The sequence below is a fragment of the Gimesia algae genome (assembly GCF_007746795.1).
GTDB lineage: Bacteria > Planctomycetota > Planctomycetia > Planctomycetales > Planctomycetaceae > Gimesia > Gimesia algae.
On the sequence record NZ_CP036343.1, the window covers coordinates 5310553 to 5331896 of the forward strand.

16 protein-coding genes are annotated in these 21344 nt (G+C 48.3%); 10 read left to right on the forward strand and 6 right to left on the reverse strand.

Features of this window, described 5'->3' with window-relative positions; genetic code table 11:
- Positions 1-63 precede the first annotated feature (63 nt).
- Entirely contained in the window at positions 64-2301 is a 2238-nt protein-coding gene (locus tag Pan161_RS19715; protein ID WP_145230078.1) for an ABC transporter permease subunit/CPBP intramembrane protease, read from the reverse strand.
- Positions 2301-3077 (reverse strand): ABC transporter ATP-binding protein, encoded by a 777-nt coding sequence (locus tag Pan161_RS19720; RefSeq protein ID WP_145230080.1) that lies wholly within the window; start codon positions 3075-3077, stop codon positions 2301-2303. The genes Pan161_RS19715 and Pan161_RS19720 overlap by 1 nt, the downstream gene beginning before the upstream one ends.
- Before the next feature lie 425 nt (positions 3078-3502).
- Here Pan161_RS19720 and Pan161_RS19725 point away from each other — a divergent pair, with 425 nt between their 5' ends.
- From Pan161_RS19725 to Pan161_RS19740, 4 genes are all read left to right on the forward strand, one after another.
- Complete coding sequence (locus Pan161_RS19725; protein WP_232103324.1) at positions 3503-4759, forward strand: outer membrane protein assembly factor BamB family protein; 1257 nt, start codon at positions 3503-3505, stop codon at positions 4757-4759.
- A gap of 41 nt (positions 4760-4800) precedes the next feature.
- Entirely contained in the window at positions 4801-6210 is a 1410-nt protein-coding gene (locus tag Pan161_RS19730; protein WP_145230082.1) for a hypothetical protein, read from the forward strand.
- A 302-nt stretch (positions 6211-6512) separates the two neighbouring features.
- The gene (locus Pan161_RS19735) at positions 6513-7574 is read left to right on the forward strand and encodes an NAD(P)/FAD-dependent oxidoreductase (protein ID WP_145230084.1); all 1062 of its coding nucleotides are present in this window, start codon (positions 6513-6515) and stop codon (positions 7572-7574) included.
- A gap of 14 nt (positions 7575-7588) precedes the next feature.
- On the forward strand, positions 7589-8155 hold the full coding sequence (locus Pan161_RS19740; RefSeq protein WP_145230086.1) for a class I SAM-dependent methyltransferase: 567 nt from the start codon (positions 7589-7591) through the stop codon (positions 8153-8155).
- Positions 8156-8243: 88 nt separating this feature from the next.
- On the opposite strand, the gene Pan161_RS19745 is transcribed toward Pan161_RS19740, so the two are convergent.
- Positions 8244-8489 (reverse strand): putative signal transducing protein, encoded by a 246-nt coding sequence (locus tag Pan161_RS19745; RefSeq protein WP_197995423.1) that lies wholly within the window; start codon positions 8487-8489, stop codon positions 8244-8246.
- Positions 8490-8743: 254 nt separating this feature from the next.
- On the opposite strand from Pan161_RS19745, the gene Pan161_RS19750 reads away from it, so the two are divergent.
- Positions 8744-10006 (forward strand): dipeptidase, encoded by a 1263-nt coding sequence (locus Pan161_RS19750; RefSeq protein WP_232103326.1) that lies wholly within the window; start codon positions 8744-8746, stop codon positions 10004-10006.
- Between the two features lie 115 nt (positions 10007-10121).
- Here Pan161_RS19750 and Pan161_RS19755 read toward each other — a convergent pair whose 3' ends face one another.
- Positions 10122-11639, reverse strand: a complete 1518-nt coding sequence (locus Pan161_RS19755) for a hypothetical protein (protein WP_145230089.1) — start codon at positions 11637-11639, stop codon at positions 10122-10124.
- A gap of 1152 nt (positions 11640-12791) precedes the next feature.
- Here Pan161_RS19755 and Pan161_RS19760 point away from each other — a divergent pair.
- Complete coding sequence (locus tag Pan161_RS19760; protein ID WP_145230091.1) at positions 12792-13052, forward strand: hypothetical protein; 261 nt, start codon at positions 12792-12794, stop codon at positions 13050-13052.
- Positions 13053-13270: 218 nt separating this feature from the next.
- On the opposite strand, the gene folD is transcribed toward Pan161_RS19760, so the two are convergent.
- Both folD and Pan161_RS19770 read right to left on the reverse strand, forming a co-directional pair.
- Positions 13271-14140: a bifunctional methylenetetrahydrofolate dehydrogenase/methenyltetrahydrofolate cyclohydrolase FolD gene (folD, locus tag Pan161_RS19765; protein ID WP_145230093.1), complete on the reverse strand. Its 870-nt coding sequence runs from the start codon at positions 14138-14140 to the stop codon at positions 13271-13273.
- A 67-nt stretch (positions 14141-14207) separates the two neighbouring features.
- On the reverse strand, positions 14208-14699 hold the full coding sequence (locus Pan161_RS19770) for a phosphatidylglycerophosphatase A family protein (RefSeq protein WP_145230096.1): 492 nt from the start codon (positions 14697-14699) through the stop codon (positions 14208-14210).
- A 324-nt stretch (positions 14700-15023) separates the two neighbouring features.
- Between Pan161_RS19770 and Pan161_RS19775 the strand changes: the two genes are divergently transcribed.
- The 4 genes from Pan161_RS19775 to Pan161_RS19790 all read left to right on the forward strand — a co-directional run bounded on the left by Pan161_RS19775 (position 15024) and on the right by Pan161_RS19790 (position 21322).
- On the forward strand, positions 15024-16745 hold the full coding sequence (locus Pan161_RS19775; protein ID WP_145230098.1) for an NADPH-dependent assimilatory sulfite reductase hemoprotein subunit: 1722 nt from the start codon (positions 15024-15026) through the stop codon (positions 16743-16745).
- A gap of 385 nt (positions 16746-17130) precedes the next feature.
- Entirely contained in the window at positions 17131-18654 is a 1524-nt protein-coding gene (locus Pan161_RS19780; RefSeq protein WP_145230100.1) for a 2-isopropylmalate synthase, read from the forward strand.
- Between the two features lie 28 nt (positions 18655-18682).
- Positions 18683-19123: a hypothetical protein gene (locus Pan161_RS19785; protein WP_145230102.1), complete on the forward strand. Its 441-nt coding sequence runs from the start codon at positions 18683-18685 to the stop codon at positions 19121-19123.
- Between the two features lie 447 nt (positions 19124-19570).
- Complete coding sequence (locus Pan161_RS19790) at positions 19571-21322, forward strand: ArnT family glycosyltransferase (RefSeq protein WP_145230104.1); 1752 nt, start codon at positions 19571-19573, stop codon at positions 21320-21322.
- The last annotated feature ends 22 nt before the right edge of the window (positions 21323-21344 follow it).

Below are 21344 nucleotides of genomic sequence, written 5' to 3' on the forward strand. Positions count from 1 at the left end.
AAACAGTTTCAGACTGGAATAAAACTGACCATTCAGAATTTTGAACTGACAAGCGGTATCAATTCAGCCAGCAGCCATCTCTGCAGCGGGAGTGTCTGCAGCAGGCGGTAATGGCTTTCCTGAGCTGAGACGCACCAAAGCGAATCCGATGACCACAGCCAGAAAAGAACCAACCAACCAGCTGACAGGCAGGTGCTTTTGATTCTCGATATTGATTTCCCAGTCAGCAAAGTAATTCTGAAAACTGGCAATAGTGATTAACAGACCATTGTGAATCATATGCAACAGGATACCAGGGATGACACTGCGAGACCGTACATTCACATACGCCAGGCATAACCCCATAAAAAAGCTGGGGAAAAAGCGTTCAATAAACAGAGAATCGCGAACGATAACATGGAATAACGCAAACAGGAGTGAAGAAGTCAGTATCGCCCACCAATTGGAGAAGCGATGGAGAAGTGAACTTAACAGGTACCCGCGAAAGAAAAGTTCTTCGCAGACAGCCGGCATAACAGCCAGCGACATCAACTTGACCCATAAAGGAACGGCAGCGAGTTCGATTTTCATTGATTCAAACAGGCGGGAAAGTGTCTCAATTCTCGCATCGGTTAATGCGAAGATTTCTATTTCATAGGCGAAGGGCCATAAAGTACATCCCAGCAGTACGGCGCCCAGGCAGGAGATCACACGTGGTTTAAACCAGCGAAAACCAGTCTTAAAATTTACACCGCCCAGCCACGCAAACAGCAGAGGGATCAATAGAAACAGACAAAAAGTCAATGCTCCTGAAACCAGCAGTCGCTGAGAAATTGTCAGCTCCCTGAGCCGTCCAACAAAAGCGGCGGACAGAATAAATACGGGGAACATCACCGCCAGACAAAGCATGGAATTGTTCAAAGCGGGAGACTGGTGAGTCTTGCGGGATCGCTTAAAAAAATCAGACCACGAAGTTTCACTCTGATACAGAATGGTATCTGTTCCGAAAATCCGTGCAGCAAGACTGAGCGCGAGGATGCCATAGAATAAAGTAGAAAACACAGATATAAAGAACAAGAGTGGTTCAGCTTCATGCAATAGAAAGTCGCGGCTTAACAACACGATGTTCGCTAGTGGGATTACTGCCCACAGGGGAGTCATTTTCAGATCCGGTACCATCCCCAGTATTCCGGGCGCCATTGAAATCAACATTAACGGAATCAGATAGGCTTGCGCTTCCTTAAAACTGCGGGCAAAACTCGTGATACACAACAGCACTGCGGAAAAGAAAGCAGCAAAGATTACCAGTAACAATAATATTTCCATCAGCACAAACAGGGTCATGCCTTCACCGAAGAGCACTGTTTCCAGGCCGTTGGCATAGGCAGTTGCCAGCATGGCTGTCATATTGACCAGCGCTGTCATGACAGCAACAACCAGCACCGAAATAAACTTGGCGCACAAGATCCACATCCGGGGCAGTGGCGCTGAAATAAGAGTTTCCAATGTACCCCGCTCACGTTCCCCCGCAGTCAAATCGATGGCGGGATAGACTGCTCCCGTCATTGTCATCAAAATTAATATTAAGGGAACAATGGTGACCAGCGAGTACGCCTGCACCATTTCTGATTTCACCGAGGAGACTGACGTGATAAAAGGAACGGTCTGACTCTCCCCCAGGTTCGTCAGCAACTGGTCCCGGTAGTTCCAGCGAACGGCCTGTAAACGCTCTTCCACATATTCTGCAGCGCGACGACTATGATTGGATTGTGCTCCATAAATTATCTGAAATCGACCACTGTGCTCTTTCTGTCCGAGTTTCACATGCGTGTTTTCGATCGGAAAATATCGAACGCCGACATCTACAACACCTTCGCGAACCAATTTTAGAATATTGTGATTCTCGCCGGTTGATTCGGCAATCATGAATTTCATAACCGGTTTGACTTCCTGAAATGCTGCCAGTGCATTATCAGGATTGGGGTCTTCCACAGCTTTCAGTCTAGTGAGCGACTGGTTTCTCTCTTCATAGATTTTATCCCCCTGCTCAAACAGTGCGCGAAATAACTGCCCTTCCGATTCATTGGGTAGAACAATTCGATATTCAATTTCGTTTAGCTGCGATGCCTGACTCAGAAAAAATTTCTGCAGCATTAAACCCAGTAAAGGATAGACCAGCAATGGCATCAGAATTAATGTAATGACAGTCCGTCGATCCCGAAGGATTTCGCGAAGTTCTTTTCGCAACAGTCCTGAGAACCGGAAAGATCTGGTAGGTGTGTAAATGCGGTCGTCAGAATCCTGATCGTAGGGAGACGCCATCAAATAAGTTCCCTTTGCGCGGCGGGTATGTTTTTTGCATTCTCAACGGGCGCATCGAGTAATTGCAGAAATATTTGTGTCAGGGTCTGACAGGAAGTGCACTGCTGCAGTTCTGCCAGAGTGCCTTCGTAATCGATTTTTCCATTGTGCAACAGACCAAATCTGTCGCAGAGCTGTTCGGCCTCATCCAGTCGATGTGTGCTGACTATCACAGCTTTTCCCTCATCACGGAGCAGGTCAATATAATCGAAAATCACCTTACTCCCGACGACATCAAGCCCTCGTGTCGGCTCGTCCATCAGCATTACTGGAGGATCATGAATCAGAGAACGTGCCAGATTCACTCGCTGTTTTTGTCCGGTACTCAACGTCGCTGAGCGGCGATCCATAAATGAAGAAAGCCCAAACAGACGGGAGAGTTTTTCCACCTGATCTGCGGCCTGCATCGCCGGTACACCATACACGTCCGCAAAAAAAGTCAGAATCTCGCGCGGAGTCAACCATTGATACAAGCCGGCACTGGTAGAGACCAGACCTACACGGCGTTTGATTTCATCGGGGTGAGTGGAAACCAGAAACCCTTCCACTTCCGCATCGCCCCTGGTTGGTTTCAACAGCCCCAGGATCATTCGGAGTGTCGTCGTTTTACCAGCCCCATTCGGACCCAGTAAACCATAGACTTCACCTGGTCTCACATGGAACGAAACCTGATCAACGGCAAGAATATCCTGGTTTCCAGATTCGAAAACCCGCGTAAGCTCTCTGACAAAAATCATCCTGGCCCTCACTTCCACTTTCTGTAGACATAACGGGCGCGTACAGCCCGTTCTGATATTCCATTAGAAATACCAGGTACGTCACAACGTTTCTTCAGCTTTGATTTGATTGCCTTGCTTAATTAGCGTTGATACCACAGGACTGTGATTGGAAATGCTGGCGCATACTCAACGCGTTTTTGAACAGATTTATTCTAACAAAGTCAAAGTCAATCTGTCACGTACTAAATAAAAATGTCACTTGGATGCTAAGAACGATTGCTCCTGCAACGATTGTATATTTTGTGCCAGACTCTCTTTTTTCAGGAGTCAAAGAAGACGATTGAATCGCCTTGCACCTCGTCGTCAGCTCGACCACAATAAACAGATACAATTATTAATCCTCCCGCAGCTCGACGATATTTCCTGGAATCAAAGGGCATACGATGTCTTTTCCGCCCCCCACGCACTGGTTATTCTGTATTCTGATCCTCTGTTTGACCACTGACTTAGCGGCCGCAGATAATGACTGGCGTGCCTGGCGGGGTCCAAATGCGAACAATATCGCAGCCGAGGGGGAAAACCCTCCCGTTAAATGGAGCGAATCACAACACATCCGCTGGAAGGTGGCCCTGCCCGGTCGGGGACATAGCTCGCCGATTGTGGTGAATGACCGTGTCCTGATTTCCACTGCAGACGAAGCAAAACAAGTTCAATCGGTACTCTGCTTTGAGCGTGCCTCGGGGCAACAGCTTTGGAAAACCGATATCAGTCTAGGAGATTTTGCCCCAAAAATTCACCAGAAGAATACACATGCTTCACCAACATTGGCCTCGAATGGAGAAACTGTGTTCGCAGTCTTTCCGCAGTTCGACCAGATTCAACTGACGGCCCTCGACCTGGAGGGCAAACAAAAATGGCAGATTAAAGCCGGCGGCTATCTGCCCCTGGCATATCAGTTTGGCTATGCCCCTTCTCCCCTGTTGTATCAAGGGACCGTGATCGTCACATCAGAATACGAGAAGAATGGTTTTATCGCCGCCTTTGATCAACAAACGGGCCGCGAAGTCTGGCGGATCAAACGGCCGGAGAAAATGAATTTTTCAACCCCGATTGTGGCGCAGATCGCGGGTCGCGATCAGATGCTGCTCAGCGGCAATGCCAAAGTCGCCAGTTTTGATCCCCGGACCGGACGCGATCTCTGGTCGGCCCCTGCGATGTGGATCGTCAGTTGTGGCACAATGGTCTGGGACAAGGATCTGGTCTTCACCAGTGGCGGTTTCCCGTTGAAAGGGACGATGGCCGTCAAAGCCGACGGTTCAGGCAAAATTGTTTGGACTAATCGAGTGAAATGTTATGAACAATCGATGCTGGCCTACAAGGGTTATCTTTACGCAGTCGACGACAACGGCATTGCCTACTGCTGGAACGCACAAACAGGGAAGGAACAGTGGAAAAGCCGCCTGGGTGGGAAAGTCTCTTCTTCACCGGTTCTGGCCAACGATCAGATCTACCTCACGAATGAGCAAGGCAAAACATTCGTCTTCCGGGCCAACCCTGAAAAATTTGAACTGCTGGCAGAAAACCAACTTGGCGACGAAGGCTTCGCAACTCCGGCGATCTGCGGTGATCAAATTTTCCATCGCGCCGCCAGTCGCGCGTCCGGCAAACGTCAGGAGTTCCTGTACTGCATTGGGGAGTGAGCATCGAAACAGATCGGCTGCGGAATCATTGAGGGGAAGTCATGGCTGTTTATTATTTACTGTCAATACTTGCTGTTTTTGCACCCGGTGAAGCTGATCTCTCCGTCGATGAACTGTTCACAATCTATCAGCAGAATCGAGAGTCCTTTGTTGCAATGGAACTCGATTGTTTCTATCACTGGAGCCATTCCGAAGAACTCGCCATCAGTATTGATGCAGAGATCGAAAACCTAAGAATACAGCTGAAGAGAGATGACCTACCGGGTGAAGTGATTCGTCAGATCAAAGCCAATGCCTCTCCCAACGCCAGTTTTGAGAAAGCAAAGCTGGAATTTATTGCGCACCGAGAGATGCTGAGAAAGCTGGAGTTAAGAGCCATCCTCCAATATGAGCATATTTTCTACCGTATGACGCCCGAACTGTGGGATCTGCACCTCTATCTCCATGAAAATATGAAAGATCCTCGCGAAAAATCGGCAATCTCTCGCGACTTGACCTCATTCACCGGCGGCAATTTTCAGCACGTCCAACGAAAAATAGAGGGAGAATGGCTTTGCCTGGAACCTTATCCTTTTGTGAATCGCACATCTCCGGTTGCGAATTCGAAAACCATCTGGGACACCCGGCATTCACCACTCCCCCTGTTCTTCGAATCAGGATTACTCAAATCGGAATCGACAACGCATTGGAATACATTCTGGGACGAGCCAGAAAAAATCAAGACATTCGGAAACTGGTCCCCCAAGACTGGCGGTCCACTCCAGTTATTGATCAAGCCGATCGACGACATGCAATTTCAGTTCGTCGCACTGGATGTCGCTCAAGGTGCGATGCCTCGTTGGTGTGCGACCATGTGCTGCATCGATAATCGCAGGGTTGATGATTTGACACCTGAAATGGCGGCGAATCTGGCAGGGCAAATCGCATTCTTTCAGAACCATTCGACAACCGACGTTCGCTATGCAGCCGTCCCACTGACTATAATTTACTATGAAGATTACCAGAAATACGATTCTGCCGGCTGGTATCCGCTCAGGATCACTCACAAAAACTTAGCTCTGCATTCGACCGCTGAAACAGTTCGGAAAAAACGAGATTGGCGCCAAACGCCATTTGGTATCGGCAGCATTAGAACACTTCAAATCAAATCGATCGCGGTGAATGATTCTGTCACAAAACCCGAGTCACTAAAATTACCCGCCAATACCATCATCCTGGATCTCGATACTGAGAATAATACAAACTCGGATGATACTCCCGTCAAAGTGACGGATCGCTTTATGAGCCGTCTAATCGGTGCCCGTCGCTGGAACTCGCTCAAAGTTAATGCCGTCATCATCTTGGGAATCCTGACGATTTTCACCTTGTTTGGTTTTCTGGTATGGAAACGACTGACTAAACCACCTATCCAGGCGAGTGAGCTTCAAACTGATGATTGTCGAGCAGGTTGATTCTGGAACATTTCAACAGAGATGCATTCATGAAAACAAGTAAACGGCTATTTCGAACCTGGGTGCTTTGCATCACAATACTCGTGTCCCTGTTGATGCTTGGGACTGCTCTTTACGAGACTTTCAATGTATCAGATAAATCTTCCTCCCGAGGTATCAAGTTTCTCGTTTTCTTTCTTGGCGGGGTTGCGTTACCCATCATCATTGTTACTGTCTTACCCGGCGAGGATGAATGAAACTCGATTTTTCTCTCGACCTTAGTCATGCTCTATCCCATATCTTGAATCATTTTAACGTGCCACATGCCCCAGCAAACAGAATTTGATTTGATCCTTGTGGGACAAGGTCTGGCAGGCACGGCGTTGGGCTGGACGTTACAACGGCGTGGTTATCGCGTGCTGGTGATCGATCGTTGTGAACCGATCACATCTTCAAAGATCGCAGCGGGGCTGATCACGCCGATTACCGGACTGCGACTCGTTGTTTCCTGGCGGCTTGACGAATTTCTGCCGTTCGCGACTGAATTCTATCGTCGCATAGAACAAGAAACAGACGCACGCTTTTTTGAATTGAAGCCGATGCTGCGGCTGTTTTCTTCAGAACAGGAGCAGGAACAATATCGACAACGTTCGCAAACACACTTCCCAAAACTGGTTTCGGTACCGCAGCCACTCGCCGACAAGAGTACGTTTGAGATGAGTCAAGGCGGCTTTGAGATGACCGGCGGCGGACAACTGGATGTGCCGACGTATCTTCGTCACTCCCGCGCGCACTTCATAAAACAGGATTGTTTTCTGGAAGCAAACCTCGACCCGGCTAACGATCTTGAATTTGAACCCAACCTTGTGATTCTACCGCGTTGGAACGTTTCTGCTGACAAAATCATTTTTTGTGAAGGCATTCACAGCCAACAGAATCCCTGGTTTCAAACGGTGCCCTTTGAAGGAGCCAAAGGGGAAATACTCACTCTTAAAATACCAGGGTTGAATGAACAACGCGTGGTCCATCGAGGGATCTGGTTAGCCCACTGGAAAGAGGATCTTTACCGTGCCGGTTCGACCTATGATCGCGAACACCTTGATTGTGAACCGACTCCCGCCGGACGAGAAGAAATCTGCTCGCGCCTGGCAGAATTTCTGAAACTCCCGGTAGAAGTCATAAAACATCGCGCTGCCGTCCGGCCTGTCATCCGGGGCCGCTTACCCATTATGGGTCTGCATCCTCAGCAGCCTCAAATTGGATTTTTTAACGGTTTTGCCTCAAAAGGAAGTCTGCAGACGCCCTGGATGGCAAATCATTTTGCAGATATTCTGGAAGGCAAGACGACTCCTGATAAATCAATAGATCTCGCTCACAAACTTTAATGTAAAGCTTCCCTATGATGCGCCTCACAGATCAAGCCCATGCTCTGATCGCCCAAGTGTTCCAGCCAGGCGAGACTGCGGTCGACGCCACCGCTGGTAACGGACATGATACACGTTTTCTCTGCCGGTTGGCTGGCCAGTCCGGTAAAGTTTTTGCCATCGATATTCAACAGCAGGCTCTGGACCAGACCGCAGCGATGCTCCAGAATTGTGAATATTACAACTTCGAACTGATCTGTGATGATCATCGACTACTCGCAGGATTGATTCCCCCCGAACATCGAGACCGAATCCGCACGGTCATGTTTAACCTGGGCTATCTGCCTGGAGGAGACCATTCCAAAATTACGCAGGAGACCTCGACACTTTCTGCCATTGAAGCTGCCCTCGCATTGATCAGGCCAGGTGGAATCATCACTATTCTGGCTTATCCGGGTCATTCAGGAGGCGCTGCAGAGACCAGTGCTGTTGCCGCTTTACTGGATCAGTTGGACAACACGCAGTTCAAAACGCAACTGATTCATTCCCAGTCCGAATCGACGAAGGCCCCTCGCTTGTTTGCAGTGACCAGGCTGAAGTAAGCAACCGCGTCGTCCGTCAATCAGGATTCCTGACGACTTAAAAAACATAAAACCCGGGGCTTTGAGCCATTTGAAAACAGGAATGGGATCACTCTTCTTCAGATGAATCCTCATCCGACTCAGATGACTCACGAATTTCATCAATGATTTGCCGGGCACGATCGACGTTTGAACTCATGACGTCAACTTTGATTTCAAAGATTCCTGTGAGTCCGGCCTGTAGTTCATTTTCTAGCAGACAGCGGATCCCTTCGCCTTCCAATGTCATTTTAATAAATTCCGCTTCCATTGCATTCGTTGTCGAATACACTGTTTCCAAACTATCACTCATCATTATAATCCTCAGACAAACCATCTATGCAGTGGTAACCCCCTGCATAGAGCGCTCAATAGTCAGTCACAAGTGAATCTTGCACCGGTTCAAGCTAACCGGAATCGGTTTTAACATCAATATCAATTCTGATTTTCACAGGAGAAGCTCTGATCGTCAGACTGTGAATCATGTATTCTATGATTGAGTCTGTCTCTAGCTGAGATGCGATCCTGGAAATCTACTGTGTTTCGTCTTCACATACTGGAATCTATTTAATGGGAATCAACCTTAGACTGTTTAAGCAGATTAACCGGGGATTACTGTCGGCGCTGACCTTCCTATGCTTTGGTCAGACTTTTCTGGTTGCCGAACAGCAAGTTCGCAAACCGGTCATCCTGACAGACCGGGCTCGAAAGTTACATCAGCAATGCCTGGTAATTGACGGGCATAACGATCTCCCCTGGGCCCTGCGGGAAAAAGCAGCGTCTTCATTCAAGCAGGCTGACATCGCTGAACCTCAACCTCAGTTTCATACCGATATTCCACGTCTCAAACAAGGAAACGTGGGTGCGCAATTCTGGTCTGCCTATGTCCCCTCGGAAACACGAAAAGAACGGAGATCAGCGCACTATACTCTGGAACAAATCGATTTGATCCACCGAATGATCAAGCGTTACCCCGAAACGTTCGAGATGGCAGCTACGGCCGACGACATCGAACGGATTCACCAATCGGGCAAAATTGCGTCCATGATTGGTGTGGAAGGCGGACATTCCATTGAAAATTCTTTGTCACTACTGCGTGTTTTCTATGGTCTGGGTGTTCGCTACATGACATTGACCCATTCCGACTCGCTCGACTGGGCAGATTCTGCCACAGACACCGCGATCAGTGACGGGCTGTCTCCTTTCGGAGAGGAAGTCGTCAGGACTATGAATCAGCTGGGAATGCTGGTAGATATTTCACATGTCTCTCCAGCGACGATGGATGATGTTCTACGGGTGAGTAAAGCCCCCATTATCGCGTCGCACTCCTCAGCGCGCGCCATCGCCGATCATCCGCGCAATGTTCCCGATGAAATCCTTGTTAAACTGAAAGAGAATGGCGGCGTGGTGATGGTCAATTACTTTTCGGGTTTCGTCGTTCCAGAATCTGCCAAACAGATGACCGAAATGTTTAATGTCAGGCGGGAACTGAAACAGAAATATCCAAATGAAACCGATTACAATCGGGAATACAATCGCTGGAAAAGCAGCCATAAAATGAAACCAGGGACAATCCATGATGTTGTTGATCATATCGATCACATCGTAAAAATTGCCGGAGTGGATCACATTGGTATCGGCTCTGACTTCGATGGCGTTTCTACCCTGCCCGCTCAACTCGAAGATGTCTCCACTTATCCCCTCGTTACACAGGCCCTCCTGGATCGGGGATACACGGAACAGCAGATCAAACAGATCATGGGTCAGAATCTGATGCGCGTGCTGCGCAAAGCGGAACAGGTTGCGAAACAACTTCAACCGACTACAGACTGATCTATCCCGGTCCCTCTGCACGCTATTACCGTGAAAGAGTACCCGGACTTTCAATTAAGAAAAACGTCCTGTTACCAGGACGTCTTTCTTAAGGTTTGATCTACCAGATACAGAATTACTGGACGGGCTGAGCCGGCTCAAGCGGTTTAGGAGCTTCCAGTACAGAAGGTGCTATCACTGTCGGAGCCCCCTGTGGAGGTGCCGGCAGTTTTTTCTGCACATTATTCTGCACTTCATTTTTCTGTTGCTCTTTCAGGCTTTTCACATAATCGGTGAGTAACTGATACGTCGTTTGAAATTCCTGACGACTGGTAATTACCTGATACTTGGAATCCAACTGGATCTGCTGGTAATTTTTCACAATCGTTTCCAGTTCTGCTACTGAGGGATTCGGCTCCGTTGCAGAGAAGTTTTCCGGAAGTGCGAGATAGTCTTTCCAGGCATCGTCCAAGACCTGTTCCAGTTCCTGAAATGAACCCAATAGCTCATACTTTAAATCGTCAACCTGAAGTTCCTGTTGAGCGAGCTTCGCAGTCTGCTCATCAATTCTCAGCATGTCCCAGACTTCAGACGCCCCTCCCGTGAAATAGATAATTACTGTCGACTTATCTTTGGTCAGACTATCCAGTCCGGTTTCCATCGTGACCGAATCTTCTTCACCCACTTTCCAGGCAACACGCTGTTTTGATTTATCGATGGCTCCTTGCAGAGGTAAAGTTATATTCCCATCCTTATTGAAATAGGTACCAGCGACCGCACCATTTTTGCCAACAGCAAGCTGCACGGTCACATTCACCTCAGTCGTCCCCTGGGGAACAATGGCAAAGATCCCTACCGGCATCCAATCGGTTGCATCGTCTGGCGGAGGCACACTATCTGCGATTTGATCAGCCTGAGACTCATATGCGGTGACCGGTGCCATCTGCACGCCATCACTGTAAATGTAACCATCATTGAGTGAGTAATCATATATCACTGGATTCAAGCTGTTATAGCCAATCCAGGTCGACAGTCCCCCAAACGTGCTCCAGACCCAGGGACGATAGCCGTATCGGCGATAGTGGTAATAAGGATAATTGCCATATCCGTAGCCCGAGCCAAACCCATAACCTAACGCATAGCGAGATCGGTATCCTGACCAGTAACCAGGTCGGTAATTGTATCTGTTGTTACCATGCCGCGCGTGGTTCCCACCATTTCGATTGATCCCGCCGGGTCGTAATCCCGGACTGTGAGTTACATGATGATTGCCATTTCCATGCCGACTTCCCCCCGGTCTCAGACCAGGACTCCCGGAGTGACGGTCCCCGAATCCCTGATGATTTCGACTGGAACTGAAACCGGAACTTCTATTGGTGTGATGGCTTCCAATACGGTTTTGGTTACCGGAATTAAACCGACTGCTTCCAGGTCGTAATCCCGGATTGTTTCCCCGTTGATTTGAACCACTGTTGACTCGATTATGAGAACCACTATTGAGATGGGAAAATCCAGAACTGCCTCGACTTCTACCTCCAGCGCTAAGTCCGGGGTTACCACTCCTATTTCCCTGGCGGGGCGTGATGGAACCAGAACGCCGTGATGTACCCGACCGACTTCCTCTTGAGAAATCAAATGATTGACCGGGTTTCATTGCCGATCTGGAAGTACGATTCGAGGGTGAATTCAAAGATCGCGAAGGTGTACTCTGTCGCGGTGCAGAAGAACCACGTTGAGAAAAAGAATGACTACGTGAAGGAACTGAGCGTGAAGAACTGCCAAAATGTGAATTCCCTCTTGAACTGCTGCCCCGAGAGGAACTCCCCCGCGACATTCCACCATGGTGTCCGCTGCTTCCACGAGACATTCCACCCCCGTGTCCGCCGCCCCTGTGTCCACCACCTCCATGACCGCCCCGTTGAGCAAAACTATCAGCCTGCGTAAAAGCCAGGACTGCCAGAAAAGCAAATATTACACCCGTCCGCTTTATATATTTATTCATCGCTAACACCTGTTCGATCAAAAAAACAGCGACCTTCTGATCGATCTCATACACGGGATCGCAGGGACATAACAACTTGTCCGCTCCTGGTCGATCTCGTTTTGGTTAAATTGAAAAAACAATTCTACTTCTGATAAAGAATTGTCAAATGAGATTCTAACTCAGTAATGCCTGAAACAATCCTCGACAATACATCATTTGATTTCGCCATTATAAAGGACTCATGTCCCGACAATGGCTAACAGCAGAGCCTTCCAGGTAAATGGTGGAAGGCGACATATTCAGAGGGCTGTAAAAACACCGAAAAAGATTGAGGCCCGATCAATCACAAATTTATCTCGTGGATCATAGGGATCGAACTGACATTGCCCGCAACTGAGTCTGTTAATCGTGAGAGATTTGGAGGCAGGTGAAAAAGAGACCAGCAGTTTCCAAAATCCAGACTTTTTAAATCGATTGAGCCTCAACCGAGACCACTCACGGTCTCCTCTCTAAAGCCATGAGTCACTTACCGAGTTCTCATGAACAATTCTTGTTCGTTCCAACATTCACGATAGGTCTGACCAATCTGAAAGTCAATGAATGACATTTTGTCCCTGCAATCTGAAAACTTTTTGGAATTTTCATAATTTCGGGGAATAAACCTGCAACAGCCAGTCTCTTATTTTTAACAGGGGGGCTTGTTTGAATAGTGAAAACCGGCCTGATTACAGGGTTTCCTTCAATATGTTGCTGAATTAAACCCGATTTGTGAGATTCTCAGTCTTACAGATCAGATTACTAATCGAGAATTGGAGAACAGAGATGAAATTGCTTTCGACACTCTTTACGTTGCTGGGCCTGACATTATTCGCTGTTGGATGTGGTGATAAACCTGCCCCAACAACCGAGCCAGCACCTGCTGAAACACCAGCCGAAGATCCAGCAATGCCAGCTGATGACGCTGCTGCACCTGCAGAAGATCCAGCCACACCAGCTGAAGATCCCGCTAAACCAGCCGCTGAAGAACCAAAGACTGATGCGCCTAAGACCGACGCAAAACCAGCTGACCCTAAGACTCCTTAATAAAGTCTAGACTGTGTCCAGTTTTACTGTCGCGTCTCCAGGGCCATTTGGACCGAGTATAATAGATTGTGAGACGCTATGGTTAAATGTGATGCGCTCTAGCAGTTACGACAAGTAGCTGAAGTAAAACAAAAAAGCTCTCCCTATTCGGGGAGAGCTTTTTTCATTGCACATAATAGAAAACTTATTGCCTATCATAAACAAAACAACAGGTATGATTACTGACAGCCAGACTGGATACCGGCAGCAGTCAGCGTATTCTTTAAAAGCATGGCTATTGTCATCGGGCCTACACCACCGGGAACGGGAGTAATCGCAGACGCGACCTTTTTGACCCCCTCAAAATCAACATCCCCCACCAGCCTGTCATTGACTCGATTGATGCCGACATCAATTACAACAGCCCCGGGCTTCACCATGTCTGCAGTTACAAACTCAGGCTTTCCAATCGCTGCAATGATGATATCTGCGGTTTTCACGATCTCGTTCAGATTCTGTGTTCGGCTGTGACAGATAGTTACGGTCGCATCTGCGCCCTGGCCTCGTTGAATTAACAGCATGGCCATGGGCTTCCCCACAATTTCACTCCGACCCAAAATCACAGCATGTTTTCCAGCCGTTTCCATTTTCGTCGAGAGAATCATCTGCTGTATTCCATAGGGAGTACAGGGTAGATAACGGGGGCGTCCCTGTACGATCAATCCCACATTCTCAGGATGAAAAGCATCCACATCTTTCAACGGATTGACCACATCCAGAATTGCAGTCTCATTGATTTGTTTTGGTAAAGGAAGCTGAACAAGAATGCCATGCACTCCAGAATCTGTATTCAGTGATTCTACAATCGAGATCAATTCGGCCTCGGATGTTTCAGCTGGCAATCGCTGCAGAGTACTCTGAATACCTGCTTTTTCGCATGACCGCTGTTTATTACGGACATAAACGGCACTGGCGGGATCATCCCCAACCAGAACGGCCGTTAAATGAGGTACGACATTTGTTTGTGTTTTGAATTGATTGACTTCATCAGCAATTTGTCCGCGAAATGTTGCGGCAAGTGCTTTTCCATCGATAATCTCTGCGGACACTCTGACAATTCCTTCAAAATAAGGGACATTCCTGATTGACTCACAAGATAACGCATCAAAAGGAAATCTAAAACCACCCCAAAAGAATTAATGTCACGTAAAGACAAATCGCGGCATAAATCGCGGCAACATAGTCATCGGTCATGATCCCCCAGCCTCCATGGATCCGATCAAAAATTCGAACCGGCCACGGCTTCCAGATGTCAAATAGACGGAACCAGAGAAACCCGATCAAAGAGATCCAGAAGAACTGTAGATTGAGGTCTAAGTGGAATGCGGGTAACAGCACCACTGTGAAAGCACCAATTTCATCGAAGACAATACACCCTGGATCATCAAGTCCCAGAATTTTAGCCCCCTGATCACACAAATAGACCCCCAGCAGAAAGAGGATCACGGAAATCAGCAAATAGACAGGCCAAGAAGGATGAAAGCAGAGCAGACCGGCAACCAGAGGCGGCCCCAGCAGACTGCCAAAAGTTCCTGGAGCGCGAGGAATCCAGCCGATCCCCAGACCCGTGGCACACAAGAGAATTGATTGCTGCTTGATGTTTCTCATTTATGGTAAATATCTGGTCAGCAAATTCTCTGCTGAGAAGGACACGGAAAAGTCACTATTCAAGATTATGGAAGTCGTTTATACTTCAGAAAGCTACGACCCATCCTGCAGAAAATGAACAGGCGAACACATCCCCTGAGTCTTATTTTCCAGGAATACCTGCATCAATCTATGTGATCTTGTGTTTTGATTTCCTAGATACTACCTGTTAATTCTCGAATTTTCCAATTGGATTCCAATAAAACCTACCCAGTCATTCAGAAAAGCTTCCCGTGAAGTGCGGCTCTGAATGTCGTTTTGAAAAAATCAATCAGGATTGATCTTATGACATCCCAAGAAGGCCCCAAGCTTTCCAAAATGGAGTTTATCAAAGAAGGCAGTCATCAGCTGCGTGGTACCATCGCTGAAGAACTACAGAACGACAGCGATGAATTCTCCGGCGATTCAACACAACTCTTAAAACATCATGGCACTTATCAACAAGACGACCGTGACCTCAGAAAAGCCAAAAATCCGGATGGAACCCCCAAAGGAAAATCATACAGCTGTATGATCCGTACTCGCGTGCCGGGCGGTAAAGTGACCGCAGATCAATTTCTGGCAGAACTTGACCTGTGTGACAAATATGGGGATGGGACGGTCAGGCTGACCACCCGCCAGGGCTTTCAATTACATGGCGTGATCAAAGGAAATCTGAAAGCAGCCATTAAAGGGATCAACGATACCAAACTGACTACACTGGCAGCCTGTGGCGATGTGAACCGTAACGTAATGGCCTGCCCTGCCCCCTACAAAAATAACGCCATTTTCGACTCCATGCAGGAGATGGCATATGCTCTGGCAGAGCATCTTCGTCCCAAAACGACCGCTTACTTTGACCTGTGGATTACAGACGAAGCAGGCAATAAAACCAATGAAGCCGGCTTCCAGCCAGTTGTGGAACCCATCTACGGGAAAACATACCTTCCCCGTAAGTTTAAAATCGGTATCGCCCTGCCCGAAGACAATTGTGTGGATATCTACACGCAGGATATTGGCCTGCTGGGCATTGTCGAAAACGACGCCATCATTGGATACAACTTTTATGTCGGTGGCGGGATGGGAGTGACTCCCAGTAATAAAAAAACCTACCCCGCATTGGGTAAGCCACTGGGCTTCGTCGAAAACGATCAGGTACTGGCGGTTGCAGAAGCCGTTGTTAAAGTACAACGCGACCTCGGTAATCGCGAAGATCGTAAGCTGGCCCGTATGAAGTATCTGGTCGACAACCTCGGTATCGAAACCTTTCGTGAAAAAGTCGCGGAACACTATGGTTCCACGATCACTGCGCCTCGTGACGTTGAAGTCACAGGTATCGAAGATCATATGGGCTGGCATGAACAGGGAGACGGCAAGCTGTTTCTTGGTGTGAATATCGAAAATGGTCGCATCAAGGATGAAGGTGACCTTAGAATCAAATCCGGGCTGCGTAAGATCTTGGAAACATACAAATTTAATTCTCGAATCACTGCGAAACAAAGTGTTATTTTCTGCGATATAGACCCGGTACTGCGTGATGAAATCGATCAGGTCCTGACCGATCATGGCATGAAAAAAGCGGATGAACTTACTTTGATCCGTCGATTTTCCATGTCCTGTCCTGCACTTCCGATGTGCGGCTTATCCATCACGGAATCGGAACGAGTAATGCCTGCTTTAATTACCGAATTTGAGGAGGAGCTGGCTCGCCTGGGACTGGAAAACGAAAAAATCTCTGTCAACACAACAGGTTGTCCCAACGGTTGTGCCCGCCCTTATGTTCCCGATATCGGACTTGTCGGAAGGGCTGTGGGTAAATACACGCTCTATCTGGGCGGAAATTCGCTCGGAAACCGGTTGGCTTTCATATATGACGACATGGTCCCCTTAGCTGAAATCACCAGCAGAATTTCGCCACTCCTGGAGTCCTTTAAAGAAGAACGCCAGCCCGGGGAAACCTTTGGTGATTTTTGCCACCGAATGGGCAAAGAAGCATTACAGGAGAAAGCGGGACTCGCTGCAAAATAATGCAAGATATCCAGATCCGGACATTTTTCACCGAACCCTCCATCGCCAGACCTGTCTTTGATTTTGGCAAATTCAATCGACAACGGGTTGACCATGGCCAACTGAGCAGGTAAATTGTCAGTGAAATCAGGCGGTCCGGACCGTCCAATTCAAGCCAGATGAAGATTCAAAAAATAATGCAAATTCACAATCTACTAAACCTGAGCCTGCTACGAAACCTGCTTCTACAAGCCAGGTCTTAGGTTCTTTGTACGATTGTTAATCAAAAACAGCGAAACCCTGAGACCAGATCGGCCTCAGGGTTTTTTATTTTGCCTGCTGGTACTATTCTGGTCTCTCATTAGCCCCCTGATCGGGAGCGGAAATTGACTCATGGAGAAAACCAATGTCCAATGACACAGTAAAGATATTCGACACCACCTTGAGAGACGGTGAACAGTCGCCTGGCTGCAGTATGACTACCTCGGAAAAGATGAAAGTCGCCCGGGAACTTGTCAAACTGGGGGTCGATATCATTGAGGCAGGCTTCCCGATTGCCTCTCCCGGCGATTTTGAAGCTGTTCAGAAAATTGCCAATGAATTTGGCGATCAGACGACCATCTGTGCTCTCGCCCGCTGCCGAAAAGATGACATTGACCGGGCCTGGGAAGCGTTAAAAGAAGCACAGCACTCACGGATTCATGTCTTCCTCGCCACGAGTTCCATCCACCGTGAACACAAACTGAAAATGAATAAAGAACAGATCGTGGAAACGGCTGTCGAAATGGTCAAACGCGCCCGGGACTACTGCCCGGATATTGAATTTTCTCCAGAAGATGCTGCCCGTACCGAGAAAGATTTTCTCTGCGAAGTCGTAGAACGAGCCATCGAAGCCGGAGCCACCACGGTCAATATTCCCGATACCGTTGGCTATGCGACTCCCGCCCATTTCCATGATGTCATCACCACGTTAAAAAAGAATGTCTCAAACATTGATCAGGCCATTATCAGCACCCACTGTCACAACGATCTGGGACTCGCTGTCGCTAACAGCCTCGCCGCTGTGGAAGCGGGCGCCCGACAGGTGGAATGCACCATCAATGGCTTAGGCGAAAGGGCTGGTAACTGCGCACTGGAAGAAGTCGTGATGGCATTAAAAACCCGTGCAGACTATTATGGCGTGCACACCAACATTAATACAAAACGTCTGTATCCAATCAGCCATCTTGTTTCGACAGTGACCGGCATGTCGGTACAACGCAACAAAGCCATCGTGGGGAAAAACGCTTTTGCACACGAAGCCGGGATTCATCAGCACGGCATGTTGCAGGAACGCACGACTTATGAAATCATGTCCCCCGACGATGTTGGATACGTCGGCACGAATCTGGTGCTCGGAAAACACAGTGGCCGCCACGCATTCCGCGATCGTATCCAGTCGCTGGGACATACGTTGGACGAAGAAACATTTGAACGGATCTTCAATGAGTTCATCGTGCTGGCTGACAAGAAAAAGGAAATCTACGATTCCGACATAGTCGCCTTGATCGAAAACCAGGCTTCCGATACACCGGAAAAATGGAAAATCGCCCGCTTCCATACCTCCGCCGGGACTGGAACGATCGCAACCGCCACCATTGAACTGGCAGACGAAACTGGAAAAATTCACTGTGACGCTGCCACCGGTGACGGCCCTGTTGATGCCGTCTTCCGGGCCTTGGAACGCATTTCGGGCATCACGGCAGTTCTCGATCAATACCACGTTGGCAGTGTTTCCAGCGGCAAGGATGCACAAGGTGAGGTGCGGGTAGAAGTTCGTATTAACGGCGAATTATTTACCGGCCGCAGCGTCAGTACGGATATCATCGAATCCAGTGCCAAAGCCTATCTGCAGGCTATCAACAAAGCAGCCGCAAAACTGGAAAACTGAGTACACTCGGATACCAATTCAATTAAATATGACTACTCACGATCCTGAATCAGTACCCCGGATATTCAAAGGCAGAACCATCGTTCTCGGCCTGTTGATCTTCGGATTATTGATGTCAGGATCGTTGTATGTTTTTCAGACGATTAACACCTACCACTTCGCCGACACTCAAAATGCCCTGGCAAAGGAGTTCCCCCACTCACGCCCCCGCGTCGAAGGAGGACGACTTAAAGGCAAACAGCAGAACCCGCTTACCTTTCGCGTGACGATGGCGGTTCCCTTCAATCCCCACGAAAAGAACGCCGAAATTCAGCAGATGGCTGATCGCATTCTGGAAATTGCTTCAAAGAATCTCAATCTTGAAGACTATGAACGGGCAGAAATGCACTTCTATCAGGCGGTTCCAGAACAGGAAATTATCATGCGTGACGTCACACGCGACATCAAAACCTGGATCAATCAGAACTGACTCCGCTTACATCTTCCCCTGTTGATGAAACAGACAGATCTGTCACTTATTTCGACTCGAGCCATTTTCTTTTATCTCCGAACCAGGCGATTCAATCCCATTTCCTGACTCGAAAACAGCACATCTTGTGAATCGACAGAATTCTCAACGGTGGCACGGTCATTGCAATAGAATTAATTGCCTGTCGAATTGAAGACTCGATCAGGATTTTCTTTCGAGTCTCAATGTAAACTGAGGCTTCCCTCCAGCCAGAGTGATGACGCCCGTCTTAAATTGGCTGGAGGGTGAGCCACTTTCCTGCATCACATCTCATCCTGTTACGGATTCAAAAACTTACAGTCGACCACCTCTACTGTTGTGAAATCACTTCCGTATCGAAACGGGTCAGGATATCATCGAACTTCCAGATAATCCAGGTATCCTTCTTATCTCAGCCTTCGGAAAGTTATGGCTTCACTACAGAAAGTAATACAACGCCCCCCAGTCTTCTGGTCCGTCGTCAGTTTTCTTCTGTTGATGCAATTCTGTCTGGGACTGTATTCCGCCAGGCAGTTGAGTGTCACACATGATGAGTATTGGCATCTGCCAGTCGGGTTCCTGAGCCTGGAAACAGGCCGCTTTGACTATGATCGGCTCAACCCTCCCCTGATTCGTAGCTGGTCCGCTCTGCCACTACTGATGACAGTTGCGCAGAGTGGATCTCCCGCCCTCTCATCTGATCCTGCCGATTACGGAGATGCCTTCCTGGAAGCCAATCCGGAAAGTTATCAGCATTACTATTTTCTTGGTCGCTGTATGATCCTGGTACTGGCCTACATTTCTGGACTGCTACTGGCACTCTGGACTCGCGACCTGTTTAGTTCTCAGGCAGCCTGCTTTGCGGTTTTCCTGTGGGTGATGAGTCCGAACATTCTGGCCAGTGCCGCGCTGGGGACTCAGGATCTGGCAATCACAGGCTTTTTTCTTGCCACGCTTTACTGCGGCTGGAAATTTGCCCATCTGCCCTCCTGGAAATGGGCTCTGCTGACAGGTATTGCTTTAGGCCTGGCACAACTCACAAAATATACAGCCATTCTGTTAATTCCTGTTCTCGTGATCCAGTGGTTTCTGGTGAGATATAAGAATGCCGAAATCCAGGAACGACCGGCTAAAAAAACAGTCCTGATGCGTTGGGGAGTACTCGCACTATCCAGTCTATGCATCCTGAATGCCGGTTATCTGTTCCATGGTTCGATACAGCCTCTGAGCAGTTATCAGTTCCAAAGTTCCGAATTAAAAGTGCTGACAGCACTTCCAGAATTCCTGCAGATCATTCCGCTACCAATCCCCCGCGATTACCTCATGGGCTTTGATCTACAGCGTTTTATCATGCAACAATCCCACCCCACTTTTCTGAATAATCAGTGGGAAGAACATGGGTTTCGGTCGTATTACCTCTATACGATGCTTTACAAATTGCCACACGGTTTTCAGTTTCTGATCGTAATCGCAATTTACAGTTGGTTCAAGCAGCCCCACATGCTCCCACGACGAACGCTGGCCGTTCTGCTGACACCTGTTGTCCTATTGATAGTCATAGCCAGCCTGGCTAATAATCAGCTGGGCCTGCGCTACGTTCTGCCAATCTTTCCTTTCATCATTCTGGTGTGTGCTCCGTTGATAGATCAGCTCGATTTTGATCAGCATAAAATTCTCTCATACCTCATTATCATTGCTATCCTTTCACTCCCGCTCTCGCTTCGCTATGCACCAGATCATCTGGCATACTTTAATGAACTGGCGGGGGGACCAGAACTGGGGGACACCCATCTTGTCGACTCCAATATCGACTGGGGACAGGATTTGTATCGACTGCAGGACTATCTGAATCAGCATCCGATGGACGACTTGAAGCTGGCCTATTTTGGCACAATTCCCCCAGGTAAACTGGGGATCAAATATGAGTTACCTGCTGTATTTCGCCCGGTCCCCGGGAAATATGCCATCAGCGTCAGTATTCTTCAGGGGCGCCCGTATACACTCCGTAGACAGGATGGCAGCCGTTATAACCTGGAACATGATGCCTTAGGATTTTTCAGGTTTTTTGAACCAGAAGCGCAACTGGGATATTCCATCAATTTTTATGATTTAACTCCCGAGGACATCGCCCGCTGGCAGACTGCCGTCATGCAGGCTAATCGGAGTATGCTCTCCCCTTGAGGTCCCTCATTGCATAATGAGA

Bases quoted from the DNA above. Each gene is read 5' to 3' on its own strand.
- Pan161_RS19720 (WP_145230080.1), bottom strand. From the start codon at position 3,077: ATGATTTTTGTCAGAGAGCTTACGCGGGTTTTCGAATCTGGAAACCAG.
- Pan161_RS19715 (WP_145230078.1), bottom strand. From the start codon at position 2,301: ATGGCGTCTCCCTACGATCAGGATTCTGACGACCGCATTTACACACCT.
- Pan161_RS19755 (WP_145230089.1), bottom strand. From the start codon at position 11,639: ATGAAACCCGGTCAATCATTTGATTTCTCAAGAGGAAGTCGGTCGGGT.
- Pan161_RS19735 (WP_145230084.1), top strand. From the start codon at position 6,513: ATGCCCCAGCAAACAGAATTTGATTTGATCCTTGTGGGACAAGGTCTG.
- Pan161_RS19780 (WP_145230100.1), top strand. From the start codon at position 17,131: ATGTCCAATGACACAGTAAAGATATTCGACACCACCTTGAGAGACGGT.
- Pan161_RS19725 (WP_232103324.1), top strand. From the start codon at position 3,503: ATGTCTTTTCCGCCCCCCACGCACTGGTTATTCTGTATTCTGATCCTC.
- Pan161_RS19770 (WP_145230096.1), bottom strand. From the start codon at position 14,699: ATGAGAAACATCAAGCAGCAATCAATTCTCTTGTGTGCCACGGGTCTG.
- Pan161_RS19730 (WP_145230082.1), top strand. From the start codon at position 4,801: ATGGCTGTTTATTATTTACTGTCAATACTTGCTGTTTTTGCACCCGGT.
- Pan161_RS19745 (WP_197995423.1), bottom strand. From the start codon at position 8,489: ATGATGAGTGATAGTTTGGAAACAGTGTATTCGACAACGAATGCAATG.
- Pan161_RS19740 (WP_145230086.1), top strand. From the start codon at position 7,589: ATGATGCGCCTCACAGATCAAGCCCATGCTCTGATCGCCCAAGTGTTC.
- Pan161_RS19760 (WP_145230091.1), top strand. From the start codon at position 12,792: ATGAAATTGCTTTCGACACTCTTTACGTTGCTGGGCCTGACATTATTC.
- Pan161_RS19790 (WP_145230104.1), top strand. From the start codon at position 19,571: ATGGCTTCACTACAGAAAGTAATACAACGCCCCCCAGTCTTCTGGTCC.
- Pan161_RS19775 (WP_145230098.1), top strand. From the start codon at position 15,024: ATGACATCCCAAGAAGGCCCCAAGCTTTCCAAAATGGAGTTTATCAAA.
- Pan161_RS19750 (WP_232103326.1), top strand. From the start codon at position 8,744: ATGGGAATCAACCTTAGACTGTTTAAGCAGATTAACCGGGGATTACTG.
- Pan161_RS19785 (WP_145230102.1), top strand. From the start codon at position 18,683: ATGACTACTCACGATCCTGAATCAGTACCCCGGATATTCAAAGGCAGA.